Source organism: Mycobacterium shottsii, from assembly GCF_010728525.1.
Classification (GTDB): Bacteria; Actinomycetota; Actinomycetes; order Mycobacteriales; family Mycobacteriaceae; genus Mycobacterium; species Mycobacterium marinum.
Window position 1 is genome coordinate 3519182 of sequence record NZ_AP022572.1, and the last position, 16105, is coordinate 3535286.

Here is a 16105-nt window from a genome sequence, read left to right on the forward strand (position 1 = left end):
CGACGCTCAGGCGGGCTCGGCGGGCGCGGTCAATTGGTCACAGCGCAGCACCGCAACCGAATGCCCGGCTAGTTCGGTGCCGGCGTCGCTGGTGTTCGGCTCACCCCAACCCAGCACCAGCGCACCGGATAGCGGCACCGTCGTCGCCTCGGTACCGAGATTGCACGCAATGCCAAACCGGCCGCGGCGCATGATGATCCAGCTCTGCTGCTCGTCATAGTCGATCACCAGGTGGTCCAGCCACGGATCGGCCAGGTCTGTCTCGTGGTGTCGCAACTCGATCAGATCGCGGTAGAAGCGCAGCAGCTGGGCATGCTCGCCTGAGTCGCCTTCGCCCCAAACCAGTTTGGAGCGCAGAAAAGTCTGCGGATCTTGGGGATCGGGGATCTCGTCGGCATCCCATCCGTGCTCGGCGAACTCCGCTTTGCGTCCCTGCGCGGTGGCAACCGCCAACTCGGGCTCGGGGTGCGAGCTGAAGAACTGAAAAGGACTGCTGGCCCCCCATTCCTCGCCCATGAACAGCATCGCCGTGTAGGGCGAACCGAGTACCAATGCGGCTTTGATGGCCAGCTGGCCGCTGGTCAGGTTTTGTGAAGGGCGGTCGCCAAGCGCACGATTGCCGACCTGATCATGGGTGCAGGTGTAGGCGAGCAGACGGGTGGCCGGAATCGTGGCCGTGTCCAGCGGACGTCCGTGGCGGCGGCGCCGGAACGACGAATAGGTACCGGCGTGGAAGAAGCCCCGACGAAGTGTGTGTGCCAGCGTGGCCATCGAATCGGAATTGGCGCCGAAGTCCGCGTAGTAACCCTGGCGTTCCCCGGAAACCGCTGTGTGAATCGCGTGATGGATGTCGTCGTCCCATTGCGCGGTGATCCCGTAGCCACCACCATCGCGCGGGGTGATCAGCCGCGGATCGTTGAGGTCGCTCTCGGCGACCAGCGACAGCGGGCGACCGACTTGCTTTGACAGGCAGTCGGTCTCGGTGGCCAGTTCTTCGAGGATGGGTACCGCGGTGGTGTCCACCAACGCGTGGACGGCGTCCAGCCGCAGACCGTCGGCATGGAATTCGCGCATCCAGCGCAGCGCGGCGCCGATGATGTAGCGGCGAACCTCGTCCGAGTCGGCGTCGGCGATATTGATGCCTTCCCCCCACGGGTTGCTCGCCGAGGACAGGTAAGGCCCGAATCGGGGCAGATGATTTCCCGAAGGCCCGAGATGGTTGAACACCGCATCGATCAGCACTCCCAGACCGCGCGTATGGCACGCGTCGACGAACCGGACCAGGCCGGCGGGGCCGCCGTAGGGCTCGTGGACGCTGTACCAGAGCACACCGTCATATCCCCAGCCGTGAGTGCCGGCAAAGGAGTTCACCGGCATCAGCTCGACGAAGTCGATCCCGAGATCGACCAGGTAGTCCAGCTTCTCGATGGCGGAGTCAAATGTGCCCGCGGCGGTGAAGGTGCCGACATGCAGCTCGTAGATCACCGCGCCGGTCACGGAGCGACCGGTCCAGGCGTCGTCGGTCCAGGTGGCCGCGGCGGGGTTCCACAGCTGGGAGCGGGCATGCACCCCATCGGGCTGGCGGGCAGATCTGGGGTCGGGCAGCACCTTGGGGTCATCGTCGAGCAGAAATCCGTAGCGGGCAGCTGGCGCAGTCTCGATCGCGGTGTGCCACCAGCCGTCGTCGGTGCGCCTCATCGGGTACACGCCGCCCTCGACATCTAGCCGCACCAATTCGGGTTTGGGCGCCCACACCCGGAATTCAGTCATGCTTGGCGCTCCAACAGGACGACCGGCAGCTCAGAGAACAGTTCGGCGGCGGATGCCGGCCCGCTTGCCAATGCGCCGGTGAGAGTGTCGGTCCAGGACCCCTCCGGCAACGGCAATACCGTGTCACCCCAGCCATTTTCTTGCAGTCCTACCGTCCAGCGGGTCACCGCGACCAGGATGTCCTCGCCACGGCGAAACGCCACGATGTGATCTTCGGCGGTGCCACTGGCAAGCACCGGAATGTAGGCGCCGCGCAGGAAGCACTCCGGGCGGGAACGCCGCATTCGAAGGGCCGTGCTTACGACCCGGATCTTGGGATGCCGCAACTCTCGCAGCGCGGCTCGGCGGACGGCGTAGTCGACGGGGCGCCGATTGTCCGGATCGACCAGGCTGTCCTCCCACAGCTCGGTGCCCTGATAAACGTCGGGTATCCCGGGCACGGTCAACGCGAGCAGCTTCTGGCCCAGCGCGTCACTGGCGGCATGGGGATTGAGGCGATCCACGAGTTGGGTCAGCTGCCCGGCCACCGGACCATCCAGGACGACGTCCAGCCACCGGTGTACCGCGTCTTCGAAAGTGGAGTCCGGGTCGTTCCAGCTGGTGTGCCAAGCCGCTTCCCGAATCGCCTTCTCCGCGTAGCCGTGCAGCCGGTCGCGCAGCTGCTCGCTGACTTCCCCGGTGACCGGCCAGACGCCGAAGATGTTCTGCCACAAGAACTGTCCCGTTGCCCGGTCAGGGGAGGGGGCTTGGCTTTCGGCGCGGGCGACGAATTCCGCCCATAGTGACGGAACCTGGGACAACACGCTGATTCTCGCTCGCACGTCTTCGCCGCGCTTGGTGTCGTGGGTGGTCAACGTCGTCATGGTCTGCGGCCACATCCGGGCGCGGGTGGCCGCACTGTGATGAAACTCTGCGGCGCTGACTCCAAACCGGTGCGGCTCGCCACCCACCTCGTTGAGTGACACCAGCCGGGCGTCTCGGTAGAACAAGCAGTCCTCGACGGCCTTGGCGGTCACCGCGCCGCACAGTTGCTGCAGCCGGCCGGCGGGTTCGCCGCCGTGGGCCAAAGCCGTCGCCGCCAGCTGCAGCGGCGGGCCTAATTCGGTTGCCGCAATACAGGTTTCGGCGATCGCGGTCGGCATGATCGAGGCCAGCCCGGGGTAATCGCAGCGGTAGACGCCGATATGGGTAAGCAACGCGGCCACCGCCTCACCCAGCAGCGGATGATCCCGGCCGGCCGTCGCGGCAATGCTTCGTCTCAACCGGCTCAATTCGCTGGACAGGGTGTCGGTTGTCGCCCGGATCTTGAGATCGGCCAACAGTGCCGCCATGGCCTGGTAGTCCACGTCGCTGGACTCGACCAGCGCGGTGAGCTCTGCCGCTCCCGCCGGGTCGACGAAGAGTCCGCCGAGCTCTCGTAGCACGTCATAGCCCGTTGTGCCGGCCACCGGCAGCGTGGGCTCCAACGCCTCGTCGGCGGCCAGGATCTTCTCGATCACAATCCAGGCCTGCTGGCCGACCAGTTCGCGCAGCCATTGAAGATAGCCGCAGGGATCGGACAGCCCATCGGGGTGGTCGATACGAAGACCATCGACGAGTCCGTCGGCGAACCAACGTGCGATCTGGACATGGCTGGCATCGAAAACCGTGCGATCCTCTTGGCGTAGCCCGGCCAACGAGGTGATCGAGAAAAACCGGCGATAACCGCACAGTCCGCGTCGCCAGCCCACCAATCGGTAGTGCTGGCGCTCATGCACCTCGGCTCCGGTGCCGGTGCCGGTACCCGCAGCGATGGGGAATGCCAGCGAGCCCAGCCGCAGCAGGTCCCCGTCGACCAACAGGTCGGCCACGTCTGCGTCAGAACCCAGCACCGGCAGCACGATTCGACCGTGCTCGTCGAGATCCCAGTCGATGTCGAAATACCCCGCATACTCGGAGTTGCGGCCGTGACGCAGCACATCCCACCACCACATGTTCTGTTGCGGCCGATCGACACCCACGTGGTTGGGCACGATGTCCACAATCAGGCCCATGCCGCGAGCCCGCGCCGCCGCGGATAGCCGCGCCAAGCCGTCGGGGCCGCCGATCTCGGCTGACACCGTGGTCGGGTCGGTGACGTCATAGCCGTGGGAGGACCCCGCTACGGCGGTCAGGATAGGGGACAGGTAAAGATGGGAAACACCAAGCTCGCTGAGGTAATCCAGCACATTCTCGGCGTCTGCGAAAGTAAATCCGAATCCGCTTGATGGGCCGCGCAGCTGTAGTCGGTAGGTGGACAGGACGGGAAAGCCCATGGGCTACGCGGTCTTACGCAGCAAGATCAGCGAACGGCCGGGCACAGATACGGTGTCTTCGGCCTTCACCACCGCGTCGGCATCGCCGGCTGGATGGTTGGTGTCCAGCTCCACCGTCCATTCGTTGGCATAGTCATCGTGCGGCATGACGAACTCCACCGTTTCGTCATGGGCGTTGAAGCACAACAGAAATGATTCGTCAACGACTCGTTCACCGCGGGCGTTGGGTGCGGTGATCGCCTCACCGTTGAGGAACACCGCAACGCACTTGTGGAAGCTGCGGTTCCAATCGTCGTGCAACATCTCCTGGCCGCTCGGGGACAGCCAGGCGATGTCTCGCACCTCGTCGCCGGTTCGGATCGGCTCACCCTCGAAAAACCGTCGCCGACGAAAGACCGGATGGTTTCGGCGCAACGTGGTCGCCTTGCGGGCGAATGCCAGCAGGTCGGCATTCGCTTCAACCAATGACCAGTCCATCCACGATATTTCGGAGTCCTGGCAGTAGACATTGTTGTTGCCCTGTTGGGTGCGCCCGATTTCGTCGCCATGGGCAATCATCGGTGTGCCCTGGCTGACCATCAAGGTGGCCCAGAAGTTGCGCATTTGGCGGTAGCGCAGCGCCACGATGTCGGGATCGTCGGTGGGGCCCTCGATGCCGCAGTTCCAGGAGCGGTTGTGACTTTCCCCGTCACGATTGTCTTCGCCGTTGGCGCTGTTGTGCTTTTCGTTGTAAGAGACCAGGTCGTTGAGGGTGAACCCATCATGAGCGGTGACGAAGTTGATGCTGGCGCTCGGCCGTCGACCGGTCGCCTCATAGAGATCCGACGACCCGGTCAGCCGGGAAGCGAATTCGCCAAGGGTTGCGGGCTCGCCCCGCCAGTAGTCACGCACAGTATCGCGGTATTTCCCGTTCCACTCCGTCCACAAACCGGGAAAGTTGCCGACCTGGTAGCCGCCTTCGCCGACGTCCCACGGCTCGGCGATCAACTTGACCTGGCTGACCACCGGATCCTGCTGCACCAGGTCGAAAAACGCGCTCAGTCGGTCCACGTCGTGCAACTCGCGGGCCAAAGTCGCGGCCAGGTCGAAGCGGAATCCGTCGACGTGCATCTCGATCACCCAGTAGCGCAGCGAGTCCATGATCAGCTGCAGCACGTGGGGGTGGCGGGCGTTGAGGCTGTTGCCGGTGCCGGTGTAGTCCTTGTACCAGCGCAGGTCGGAGTCAACCAGCCGGTAGTACGCGGAGTTGTCGATACCGCGGAAGTTGATCGTTGGGCCGAGGCGATTGCCTTCGGCGGTGTGGTTGTACACGACGTCGAGGATGACCTCGATGCCTGCTTCGTGCAGGCTGCGCGCCATGGACTTGAACTCTCCCACCGCGCTGCCGGCTTGGCGGTTGGCTGCGTATTGGTTGTGCGGGGCGAAGAATCCAAAGGTGTTGTAGCCCCAGTAGTTCCGTAGGCCTAGGTCCAGCAGTCGCGAGTCGTGCATGAATTGGTGCACCGGCATCAGTTCGATGGTGGTGACATTGAGGGACTTCAGGTGGTCGATGATCGCCGGGTGGGCCAGCCCAGCGTAGGTGCCGCGAAGTTCCTCGGGGATGTCCGGATGGGTCTGGGTCATGCCTTTGACGTGGGCTTCGTAGATGACGGTCTCGTGGTAGGGAATCATCGGAGCCCGGTCATAACCCCAGTCGAAGAACGGGTTGATCACCACACTTGTCATGGTGGAACCCAGGGAGTCGACCATGGGAGGGATACCGGGGTCGGCCGAGCCCAGGTCGACAGTCTTCATGTCATAGGAGAACAGCGCCTGCCCGAAGGTGAAATCGCCGTCGAACGCCTTCCCGTACGGGTCGAGCAGCAGCTTGCTCGGGTCACAGCGGTGCCCGGCCGCGGGGTCGAATGGCCCGTAGACCCGAAAGCCGTAGCGCTGGCCGGGGCTGATGTTGGGGAGATAGGCGTGCCAGACGTATCCGTCGACCTCCTCGAGAGAGATCCGCGATTCGCTATCGTCGTCGGCGATCAGGCAGAGCTCGACCCGGTCGGCGATTTCGGAAAAGAGCGAAAAGTTGGTGCCGGCGCCGTCATAGGTGGCTCCCAGTGGATACGCGCTGCCCGGCCATACGGTGGGCAGCGGAGGTGGCGTTACGCCAGAGTCCACGGCGTTGTTCGGCGACATCGTATGACCTTATCCGCGTTGGGGGTTGGTCCGCGTATTTCGCGCTGACAAGCCCGGCGCCCTGTCGGGCCGGCGCGGCCGGACAGGCGAGGGCGGATCTCACCACCAGCCGGTGATTGCTGCGATCTGCCGCCCGAGTTCGGGGGCCATGGTGCGGGCATAGGTGGGTGTCATGTGGTGAGCGTCACGGTAGATCAGCACATTTCCCTCGACCGCGCGACAGTAGTCGGGCCGACATATCGCGTCTGACATGTCGATCGGTTTGAGGTTCGGGAACCGGTCTACGAAATCCAACGTGGTGTTGTAGTCCGACAGCAGATCAGAGCGCTTGATTCCGCAGGACTGCGCATCGCCCCCCTTGGCCAGGCAGTCCGCCGGTTTGAACGGCTGGCCGTCCTTGACCATCCAGGGAGTGTCCCGAACCGCGAGGACAGGAATGTTGTTGTCGGCAAATGTTTGCCAGATACCGATGTAGGTGGCCGGCATGACGTCGCCCGGCTTGATGTTCCACGGCCGTGTCGACGTGGTGAACACATAGTCGGGACGGTCGGTGACCAGTTTCTCCATCGTCTTCTGCACCCACTCGCGGCACTGCGGGTACGGGGCGTTGTTGCCCATGATCAGCGGGACTTCTTCGGTTGACAGCGGGCAGCCCATCTTGAGGTACGTCACCACCTTGAAGTGATGCAGACGCCCGAGCAGATCCAGTGCCGGAAGCCAATGTTCGGCGTGCGAACCTCCGGCGAGCGCGACGGTCCGGGAAGCGTCCACATCGCCGTAGGTGCAATTGACCAGCGCCGGATTGACGAAGTCACTGATGCAGCCGTCTCGAGTGGAAGCGGGAAAGTCGCCTTTGGCTTCGAACACGTTGGGGCGCATCCGCAGTTTGGGCACCCGGACATGGTCGGTCAGGGCACGTGCTCCGGGATAGTCGTTGGCGCTGAGTCCCCGGAGCTCTTTGCCGGAGGCGCGTTCGACGATCACGTGCTCTCGCCAGGTGAACGACGTAGCGGTCAGGGTGACGCCCAGCAACACCACGACCGACCCCATCGCGATGGTCGGCCGGCGCAACCGGAGCTGCCAGGGAATCGCTTGCGTCTTGACTGCGGCGGCGGTGCCCGACGGCGCGCGATACCGCAATGGGTCTTCGACGTGGCGAGTGGTCAGAAATGCCAGTACTCCTGATACCAGCAGTATCGCTGCACCCTCGATGAAGTTTGCGTGCCGGTGGCCGGTGTAGGAGAGCCAGAAGATCAGCAGCGGCCAGTGCCATAGGTACAGCGAGTAGGCCATCGCGCCGAGCGTCACCAGTGGCCCGGCGGCCAGCAGTCGATTGGGTAGCGGAAGACGGTCGCGGGTGCTCGGATGGGCCTGCCGGTTGGCCCCAGCCATGATCATCAGCATCGCCGCGCCGACTGGTACCAACGCCCATGGGCCAGGAAATTCTTGGACGCCGTTGATCAGGGCGCCGCACGACAGGACTATCGCCAACCCCACGGTGGCCGCGATGGTGCGCAGCCACATCGGCCAGCGAATGTAGGGCACCAGCGCACCCACCAGCGCCCCCAGGAGCAGCTCCCAGGCCCGCGCAAAGCTGTTGTAGTACGCGGTCGGCTGGTAGGCCTGGTGGGCGATGATCGCATAAACAAAGGACGCGATCGTGAGCGCGCTGAGCAGCACCACAAACATGGTCCGCAGATGGGTGCCCAGCAGACGCCGGAACAAAAAGATGCACCCGGCGATCAAAAGCAGGAAGGCCAGATAGAACTGGCCCTGCACCGACATCGACCAGATGTGCTGTAGCGGGCTGACCGCTTCGCCGGCGCGCAGGTAGTCCGCGGCAGAGTTGGCCAGTTCCCAGTTCTGGTAGTAGCCCAGACTGGCCAGGCTCTGGTCGGCGAACGCTTCCCATCGGGTCTGCGGTTGAACCAGGATTGTGAGCAACGCACAGGCGGCTAGGACCACGACCATGGCCGGCAGCAGCCGGCGGATCAGCCGGATCAGCTCAGTTATCGGTGAGAGCTTCAGACTCGGATTCAGGGCGGTGCGCAGAATCTTGCCGCCGAAAAAGAACCCCGATAGCGCCAAGAAGACGTCCACTCCGCCGGAAACCCGGCCGAACCAAACGTGGAATATGGCTACGAGGGCGATCGCGATACCGCGCAAACCGTCCAGATCATGGCGGTAAAAGCCGGTTTTTCGGGTCCCCATAGCGACCGGCGCCGCGGCGGCGGTCGGTGATGTGGGCGGTGTCAGCGTCTGCATGGTCGACTGACAATTTACCGAAAAGCCACCTGCTTCCCTCGCTGAGCAGCGATGTCAGCGAGAGATGCAGGTGGCGTGGGTTGGGAACTACCCAGGTTGACGGTCGGTTACCGCGCGGTGGTGGCCGGAGCCGGCTGCAGCGGCACCAACTGTGTCGGTGCCTGCTGAACTGGGGATTGCTGGGTCGGCAGCTGTTGTAGGGGGACTTGTTGGGTCGGCGCCTGGCGGGTCGGTGCCTGCTGAGTCGGCAACTGTTGGGCGGGTGCCTGTTGCAGCGGTGCCTGCTGAGTCGGCACCTGCTGAGTCGGCACCTGCTGCAGCGGTGCCTGTCGAAGCGGGGTCTGCGGCAGCGGTGTCTGCTGCAACGGCGCTTGCGAAGCGCCGAGGATCCGGACCAGGTAAGGCATCATGTCGGTGGTGCGTACCGGCGAGACCTGCACGACGTCGCCCACCTCCAACATCTGCCCGTTTCCGAGGTACATCGCCACGCTCTGGGTGCCCTCGGGGCCGTAGAAGAGCAGGTCGGCCTTGCGGGCCTGCTGCGGCAGGACCTTCTGGCCGACTTTGTACATCTCACCGGAGGAGCGCGGCAGCTTGATCCCAGCGCCGGCGTAGGCGTATTGGATCAACCCCGACGCGTCGAATCCGACGGTGTAGATGCCCGTCCCCTTGCCGCGGGACGGACCCGTGATACCGCCGCCGGCCCAGGAGAACGGCACGCCGCGCTGCGAAAGTCCGCGCGCGACCACGACCTCGGTTGCCTGCTGGTAGTCCACCGGCCGGACACTGGGGTCGGCGGCCGCGATGCCCGCGGCGGCCGCCATCGGGGCCGCCATCATCACCAAACCGATCGCGAAGGCGTAGATGCGTTTCATCGGGATTCCAATCTCCTAGGCTCTCCCAGGCCCTCTGGTGGGCCTCCTGTGCCTCAGCGCGGTGACTTCGCGCGTCCGCCGCTGTTCCATGACTCGCGCGATGGCCGCTACGTCGAGACCTAACGCCGTTGCATGACAGTTGGAAACGTGAACCAGTCGGTTAGGTCGCTGTATTCACATCAGTCACTACAGCCACTTTGACAACGGATGTGTTCGCTCGCCAGGTCCCCAGGTCATTTTTTGTCTTAACGTGACCGGACAGTGACTGTGCTGGTCAGTGGCCTATCGGCGGTTGTGATTTCGGTCTCAGCAGCCTTGCTGGCCGCGCTCGGGGAGCCGTGTCGATCAGTGCCAGTAGGTTTCGCTGAAGCCGGTCAGTGCGTACCCGATCACCGAAGTGACCGTGATGACGGCGATGGCGATGATCGGCCAGAAGGACATGTACCAGCCCTTCACCATGGAAACCAGCGGGCCGATCACGGCTGCGGCCACGGCCGCGCCGATGCCGCCCCACATGACCGGATAGATATAGTAGTTGACGGCGAATGGCACAGGGGGGCAGTCCTCGGAAATGCACACGTTCTGGGAGAAGGCGAATAGCTGCGAAGGCCAACTGGTCGTGGTCACCACAACCAGTAGCGCGCCCAAGAACGCGACCGTGAGGATCACATCCAGTGGAGCAATGCGCAGCGTGAGGATCTGCGGTGGCCGATCCTCGGTGTGGTCGGGGATCGGCGTTGCGTCGGCGTCTGAACCGGTCGTGTGGTCGTGCTGGTTCGGCAAAGCCATGTCATGCATGCTTCCCCATGTCCGGGCTTTGTGCGACCCGCAGCCGCGCGGGCCCAGGTACGGCCGCGTTCGGCTCGGTTACCCTCGGATTCCATGTCTGCCGCCGACACATCGAGGGGCGGTTTGACGCCCGAGCAAATCGGTGCGATAGATGCCGCCCACGTGTGGCACCCCTACAGCACCATTGGCACCACGGCCGCACCCAACCTGGTAGTGGTCTCGGCTCGCGGCGCCTGGCTGACCTTGATCCACGATGGCCAGCCGATCGAGGTGCTCGACGCGATGAGCTCCTGGTGGACCTCGGTCCACGGGCATGGGCACCCAGTGCTGGACGCGGCCGTGAGCGCCCAGGTGGGCACGATGAGCCACGTCATGTTCGGTGGGTTGACCCACGAACCGGCGGCCAGGCTGGCCAAACTGCTCGTCGATATCACCCCGGCCGGTTTGGAAACGGTCTTTTTCAGCGACTCCGGATCGGTGTCGGTGGAAGTCGCGGTGAAGATGGCGCTGCAGTACTGGCGCAGTCGTGGCCGGCCGGGAAAGCACCGCCTGATGACCTGGCGTGGCGGCTACCACGGCGACACTTTCACGCCGATGAGCGTCTGCGACCCCGAGGGCGGGATGCACTCGCTATGGACCGACATCCTGGCCCGGCAAGTGTTCGCGCCGCACGTCCCACACGATTACGACCCCGCCTACAGCGCGGCGTTCGAAGCGCAACTGGCACAGCATGCCGCCGAATTGGCGGCCGTCGTCGTCGAACCGGTGGTGCAAGGAGCGGGCGGGATGCGCTTCCACGACCCGCGCTATCTGGCTGACCTGCGAGATTTCTGTCGGCGCCATGAGGTGCTCTTGATCTTCGACGAGATCGCCACCGGCTTCGGTCGCACCGGCGAACTCTTCGCTGCCGACCATGCCGGGGTGAGCCCGGACATCATGTGCGTCGGCAAGGCGCTCACCGGTGGTTATCTCAGTCTGGCCGCCACGTTGTGCACGACGGACATCGCGCACACCATCAGCGCCGGTGCGGCCGGCGCGCTGATGCACGGACCGACCTTCATGGCGAATCCGCTGGCCTGCGCGGTGTCGGTGGCCAGCGTCGAGCTGCTGCTCGAACAGGACTGGCGAGGCACGGTCGCCGGGATCGCTTCCGGTTTGACCACCGGACTCGAACCCGCTCGGGCATTGCCAGGGGTGACCGACGTGCGGGTACGCGGCGCGATCGGCGTGATCGAATGCGACCGACCGGTCAATTTGTCTGTCGCCACCCCAGTTGCCCTAGAGCACGGTGTCTGGCTGCGTCCGTTTCGCAACCTGGTCTACGCGATGCCGCCATACATCTGCGCCCCGGATGAGATCGCGCAGATCAGCTCCGCGATGGTCGAGGTCGCGCGTCTCGTAGGCTGAAGGCTCATGGGCGCCCCCACACAGATTCCGATTGAGACGTCGCCGCTGGCCTGGCTGGACGCTGTCGAACGGCAGCGCCGCGATGCTGGGCTGCGTCGCTCGCTGCGCCCGCGTCCTCCCGTCGGTACCGAGTTGGACCTTGCGTCCAACGATTACCTGGGGCTGTCCCAGCACCCCGACGTGATTGAAGGCGGTGTCCAGGCACTGCGCATCTGGGGCGCAGGCGCCACCGGTTCGCGCCTGGTCACCGGCGACACCGAGCTGCACCAGCAGTTGGAAGCCGAACTCGCCGAATACGTCGGCGCTGCCGCGGGCCTGTTGTTTTCGTCGGGTTACACGGCGAACTTGGGAGCCGTCGTCGGCCTGTCCGGGCCGGGTTCGCTCTTGGTCTCCGATGCGTACTCGCACGCGTCCCTGGTGGACGCCTGCCGCCTTTCGCGCGCTCGGGTGGTCGTGACGCCGCACCGCGACGTTGCTGCGGTGGACGCGGCGCTGGCCTCGCGCGACGAGCAACGGGCCATGGTCATCACCGACTCGGTGTTCAGCGCCGACGGCACCTTGGCCCCGCTTCGTGAGTTGCTCGCCGCCTGCCGCCGGCACCGGGCCCTGCTCGTCATCGACGAGGCGCACGGACTGGGCGTTCGCGGTGGCGGGCGCGGGCTGTTGCACGAGCTGGGGCTGGCGGGTGCGCCCGATGTGGTGCTGACCACGACGCTGTCGAAAGCTCTCGGCAGCCAGGGCGGTGCCGTTCTGGGGCCGGCCGCGGTGCGTGCGCACCTCATCGATGCGGCCCGGCCGTTCATCTTCGACACCGGTTTGGCGCCGGCCGCAGCGGGCGCGGCGCGGGCCGCGCTGGGTGTGCTCAAGGCCGAACAGTGGCGGCCCGACGCGGTGTTGCAGAACGCCCGTGAACTCGCCGACATCTGCGACGTGCCCGAGACGCCGCAGTCCGCGGTGGTGTCCGTGCTGCTGGGCGGCCCGGAGGTGGCGCTGGCCGCCGCGACGGCCTGTCTGGACGCCGGTGTCAAAGTGGGGTGCTTCCGGCCCCCGACGGTGCCCGCCGGGACATCACGGCTGAGACTGACGGCGCGCGCGTCGTTGAGTCCTGACGAGATGGAGCTGGCCCGGCGGGTGCTGACCGACGTTCTTCTCGGCCCTGCCGCGGCACGCCGTTGACCGTCCTGTGCGTCACCGGCACCTTCACCGGGGTCGGCAAGACGGTCGTCACCGCGGCGCTGGCGTCCCAGGCGAACCAAGCGGGTATCGACGTGGTTGTGTGCAAACCCGTTCAGACTGGCACCGGCAACGGCGACGACGATCTGTCCGAGATAGGTCGGCTATCCGGGGTAACCGAGCTGGTCGGCTTGGCGCGTTACCCGTTGCCGATGGCGCCTGTCGCGGCGGCGGAGCAGGCCGGGCAGCCGCTGCCCAGCCGCGATCAGTTGGTGCAGCACATTCGGGGTCTGGACCGTCCGGGCCGGTTGACGCTCGTCGAAGGTGCAGGCGGATTGCTCGTCGAGCTCGCCGACTCCGGCGGCACGCTGCGGGACCTCGCCGTCGATCTGGGTGCCGCCATGCTGGTGGTGGTCGCCGCGGGACTGGGCACGCTCAATCACACCGCATTGACCCTGGAAGCGCTTGCGGCGCAGAAGGTTTCATGCTCCGGTCTGGTGCTCGGCAGTTGGCCGGCGCATCCCGGATTGGTGGAATCCTCGAATCGGGACGCCCTGGCTCGCTTGGCTCCCATGCGGGCCGTGCTTTCCGCCGGAGCCGCGCAGCTCAGCGTTGCGGACTTCGCGGTCATGAGTGCGGGCGCGTTCGACCGCGAATGGGTAGCCACGTTGGTCGGTTGAGATGGTGCATTCGATCGAGCTGGTCTTTGACCGCGACACCGAGGCCGCGGTCCGCCGCATCTGGGAGGAGCTGGCCGGTGCCGGGATCCCCAGCCAGGCGCCGGCGAGCCGTCCGCACGTGACAATAGCCGTCGCCGATCGGATCAGCTCCGAGGTGGACGAGCTGCTGAGCCCGGTTGCCGCAACACTTCGCCTGAGTTGTGCGATCGGTGCGCCGGTCTTGTTCGGCCGGGCAAGCGTGGTCTTCGCACGCCTGGTGGTGCCAACAGCCGAGCTGTTGGCACTGCACTCCGAGGTACACCGGTTGTGTGCTCCCTATCTGGACCCGGCGCCGATGCCGAATAGCCTGCCCGGGCATTGGACCGGCCATGTCACCCTGGCCCGGCGGGTCGGTGGGGCCCAGCTGGGGCGGGCACTGCGGATTGCCGGCCGCCCCGCACAAATCAATGGCAGTTTCGCCGGCCTGCGCCGCTGGGAAGGGAACAAACGCGCTGAGCAACCGATCACATGACGGTGCTCAGCAAGGTGAAATCACAGCACAGCGCGCGGTGGGCTACCGCGTCAGGTTTGTGCAGCCGTGCACGGCTACCCTAAGTTGGCAGTTCTGTGCTCGACAGGCTCGGGCCAGACCACAGATTTTGACGAAGACCAGGGGAGTACTTGGTGACTCAGGCGGCTACTCGACCCAGCAATGACGCCGGCCAGGATGGCGTGACCGAACCAGACATTCTGGCCGTGGCGCGGCAGCAGGTGCTGGAGCGTGGGGAGGGCTTGAATCAGGAGCAGGTCCTGCAGGTCCTGCAGCTATCGGAGGACCGCCTGGAAGAACTGCTGGCGCTGGCCCATGACGTCCGGATGCGCTGGTGCGGCCCCGAGGTCGAGGTCGAGGGCATCATCAGCCTAAAGACCGGTGGCTGCCCGGAGGATTGCCACTTCTGCTCGCAATCGGGCCTGTTCAGCTCGCCGGTACGCAGCGCCTGGTTGGACATCCCCAGCCTGGTCGAGGCGGCCAAGCAGACGGCCAAGTCCGGCGCTACCGAATTTTGCATCGTGGCGGCGGTCCGCGGTCCCGATGCCAGGCTGCTGTCCCAGGTCGCCGCGGGCATCGAGGCGATTCGAAACGAAGTCGAAATCAACGTCGCCTGCTCGCTGGGCATGCTGACCGCCGAGCAGGTGGAACAGCTCGCGGCGATGGGTGTGCATCGCTACAACCACAACCTGGAGACCGCTCGCTCGTACTTCACCAACGTCGTTACGACGCACACGTGGGAGGAGCGCTGGCAGACGCTCACGATGGTGCGCGACGCCGGCATGGAGGTGTGTTGCGGCGGCATCCTCGGTATGGGGGAGACGCTGGAGCAGCGCGCCGAATTCGCCGCCAACCTGGCCGAGCTGGACCCCGACGAGGTCCCGTTGAACTTCCTCAACCCCCGCCCCGGCACCCCCTTCTGTGACCTCGAGGTGCTGCCGGCCGGCGAAGCGCTCAAGGCGGTTGGTGCGTTCCGATTGGCGCTACCGCGCACGATGCTGCGCTTTGCCGGTGGCCGCGAGATCACCCTCGGCGACCTGGGCGCCAAGCGTGGGATTCTGGGCGGCATCAACGCGGTGATCGTCGGAAACTACCTGACCACGCTCGGCCGTCCGGCCGAAGCTGACCTGGAACTGTTGGAAGACCTACAGATGCCGTTGAAGGCGCTCAACGCAAGTTTGTAGGAAATCAAGGACATTGTGTTGGGAAGTCTCGGTGTTCCGGTCACTGCCGGCGTCTACAACGTCTACACCGGCGAACTGGCGGGTACGACCACGCCCACAGCGGCCCAGTTAGGTCTGGAGCCGCCGCGGTTCTGTGCCGAATGCGGACGGCGGATGATCGTGCAGATTCGTCCCGATGGTTGGTGGGCGCGATGCTCGCGGCACGGGCAGGTGGACTCTTCGGAGTTGGAGACGCGTCGGTGACCGAGGAATCGGTGCCTGCTGTTCCCACCACGTCCCACGAGGCGCAGCCGCCCGTCGACGCGGTGGGGCTGCCGGATTCCGGTGGCCCTCGAACGTCGCGAACCCGCGCAATCACCACCGTGATGCTCGGTCTTACCGCGGTTGGCCTGTTGGTTGGCGGACTTTGGGCCTGGGTGGCTCCGGCCGTTCATGCCGTGGTCGCCGTCACCCGGACGGGCGAGCGTGTGCGCGATTACTTGGGTAGCGAGTCAGAGAATTTCTTTGTCGCACCGTTCTTGATGCTCGGGCTGTTGGGTGTGGTGGCCGTGGTGGCGGCGGTGCTGATCTGGCAGTGGCGTGAACACAGAGGGCCCGCGATGGTGGCCGCCTTTGCGGCCGGGCTGGTGGGCGCCGCGGCGGCGGCAACCGCCGTCGGTGCGTTGCTGGTGTACTGGCGCTATGGCGCGTTGGATTTCGACACGGTGCCGCTGGCCAGCGGCGATCACTCGTTGACATACGTGATTGAGGCGCCGCCGGTGTTTTTCGCCCGCCACGCGTCTTTGATAGCGGCCACCCTGTTGTTGCCCGCGGCCGTCGGGTCACTGGTGTACGCACTGATGGCGGCCGGAACCGTGCGTGATGATCTGGGCGGCTACCCGCCGGTCGAGCCCCGGCCGGCCGCACCCGCAAAAGCCCCCGAAGCGCCGGTGCCGTAACGGATTTCGGTGCGGCTCAA

The 16105-nt window shown here is 65.4% G+C and carries 13 protein-coding genes; 7 read left to right on the top strand and 6 right to left on the bottom strand.

The genetic code is table 11. The annotated features are described in order from the left end of the window. Window positions 1-6: 6 nt before the first annotated feature. From treZ to G6N41_RS16250, 6 genes are all read right to left on the bottom strand, one after another. Window positions 7-1770 (bottom strand): malto-oligosyltrehalose trehalohydrolase, encoded by a 1764-nt coding sequence (treZ, locus tag G6N41_RS16225; RefSeq protein WP_198965113.1) that lies wholly within the window; start codon window positions 1768-1770, stop codon window positions 7-9. Then, a complete protein-coding gene (gene treY / locus G6N41_RS16230) occupies window positions 1767-4064 on the bottom strand; it encodes a malto-oligosyltrehalose synthase (protein ID WP_198965114.1) in 2298 nt (765 codons plus the stop codon). The genes treZ and treY overlap by 4 nt, the downstream gene beginning before the upstream one ends. A 3-nt stretch (window positions 4065-4067) precedes the next feature. Next, complete coding sequence (glgX, locus tag G6N41_RS16235) at window positions 4068-6245, bottom strand: glycogen debranching protein GlgX (RefSeq protein WP_198965115.1); 2178 nt, start codon at window positions 6243-6245, stop codon at window positions 4068-4070. A gap of 99 nt (window positions 6246-6344) precedes the next feature. Beyond that, complete coding sequence (locus G6N41_RS16240) at window positions 6345-8510, bottom strand: acyltransferase family protein (RefSeq protein WP_198965116.1); 2166 nt, start codon at window positions 8508-8510, stop codon at window positions 6345-6347. Window positions 8511-8617: 107 nt separating this feature from the next. Then, window positions 8618-9385: an NlpC/P60 family peptidoglycan-binding protein RipD gene (ripD, locus tag G6N41_RS16245; RefSeq protein ID WP_198965117.1), complete on the bottom strand. Its 768-nt coding sequence runs from the start codon at window positions 9383-9385 to the stop codon at window positions 8618-8620. A 345-nt stretch (window positions 9386-9730) separates the two neighbouring features. Continuing rightward, window positions 9731-10174: a hypothetical protein gene (locus G6N41_RS16250; protein ID WP_198965118.1), complete on the bottom strand. Its 444-nt coding sequence runs from the start codon at window positions 10172-10174 to the stop codon at window positions 9731-9733. A gap of 93 nt (window positions 10175-10267) precedes the next feature. Between G6N41_RS16250 and G6N41_RS16255 the strand changes: the two genes are divergently transcribed. From G6N41_RS16255 to G6N41_RS16285, 7 genes are all read left to right on the top strand, one after another. Next, window positions 10268-11581 (top strand): adenosylmethionine--8-amino-7-oxononanoate transaminase, encoded by a 1314-nt coding sequence (locus G6N41_RS16255; protein WP_198965119.1) that lies wholly within the window; start codon window positions 10268-10270, stop codon window positions 11579-11581. Window positions 11582-11587: 6 nt separating this feature from the next. Further along, window positions 11588-12757, top strand: coding sequence for an 8-amino-7-oxononanoate synthase (locus G6N41_RS16260; RefSeq protein WP_198965120.1), 1170 nt, complete (start codon window positions 11588-11590; stop codon window positions 12755-12757). Next, window positions 12754-13434, top strand: a complete 681-nt coding sequence (gene bioD / locus G6N41_RS16265) for a dethiobiotin synthase (RefSeq protein ID WP_198965121.1) — start codon at window positions 12754-12756, stop codon at window positions 13432-13434. Before G6N41_RS16260 ends, bioD begins: the two co-directional genes overlap by 4 nt. A gap of 1 nt (window position 13435) precedes the next feature. Further along, entirely contained in the window at window positions 13436-13945 is a 510-nt protein-coding gene (locus G6N41_RS16270) for a 2'-5' RNA ligase family protein (protein WP_198965122.1), read from the top strand. A 152-nt stretch (window positions 13946-14097) separates the two neighbouring features. Beyond that, the gene (bioB, locus tag G6N41_RS16275; protein ID WP_198965123.1) at window positions 14098-15147 is read left to right on the top strand and encodes a biotin synthase BioB; all 1050 of its coding nucleotides are present in this window, start codon (window positions 14098-14100) and stop codon (window positions 15145-15147) included. Between the two features lie 3 nt (window positions 15148-15150). After that, the gene (gene bsaP, locus G6N41_RS16280) at window positions 15151-15390 is read left to right on the top strand and encodes a biotin synthase auxiliary protein BsaP (protein ID WP_407663826.1); all 240 of its coding nucleotides are present in this window, start codon (window positions 15151-15153) and stop codon (window positions 15388-15390) included. A gap of 122 nt (window positions 15391-15512) precedes the next feature. After that, the gene (locus G6N41_RS16285) at window positions 15513-16085 is read left to right on the top strand and encodes a DUF2567 domain-containing protein (RefSeq protein ID WP_231609018.1); all 573 of its coding nucleotides are present in this window, start codon (window positions 15513-15515) and stop codon (window positions 16083-16085) included. Window positions 16086-16105 lie beyond the last annotated feature (20 nt).

Excerpts from the sequence above, each read along its gene's own strand:
- G6N41_RS16260 (WP_198965120.1), top strand. The coding sequence starts at position 11,588 with ATGGGCGCCCCCACACAGATTCCGATTGAGACGTCGCCGCTGGCCTGG.
- treZ (WP_198965113.1), bottom strand. The coding sequence starts at position 1,770 with ATGACTGAATTCCGGGTGTGGGCGCCCAAACCCGAATTGGTGCGGCTA.
- G6N41_RS16250 (WP_198965118.1), bottom strand. The coding sequence starts at position 10,174 with ATGGCTTTGCCGAACCAGCACGACCACACGACCGGTTCAGACGCCGAC.
- G6N41_RS16270 (WP_198965122.1), top strand. The coding sequence starts at position 13,436 with ATGGTGCATTCGATCGAGCTGGTCTTTGACCGCGACACCGAGGCCGCG.
- ripD (WP_198965117.1), bottom strand. The coding sequence starts at position 9,385 with ATGAAACGCATCTACGCCTTCGCGATCGGTTTGGTGATGATGGCGGCC.
- G6N41_RS16255 (WP_198965119.1), top strand. The coding sequence starts at position 10,268 with ATGTCTGCCGCCGACACATCGAGGGGCGGTTTGACGCCCGAGCAAATC.
- G6N41_RS16240 (WP_198965116.1), bottom strand. The coding sequence starts at position 8,510 with ATGCAGACGCTGACACCGCCCACATCACCGACCGCCGCCGCGGCGCCG.
- treY (WP_198965114.1), bottom strand. The coding sequence starts at position 4,064 with ATGGGCTTTCCCGTCCTGTCCACCTACCGACTACAGCTGCGCGGCCCA.
- glgX (WP_198965115.1), bottom strand. The coding sequence starts at position 6,245 with ATGTCGCCGAACAACGCCGTGGACTCTGGCGTAACGCCACCTCCGCTG.
- G6N41_RS16285 (WP_231609018.1), top strand. The coding sequence starts at position 15,513 with ATGCTCGGTCTTACCGCGGTTGGCCTGTTGGTTGGCGGACTTTGGGCC.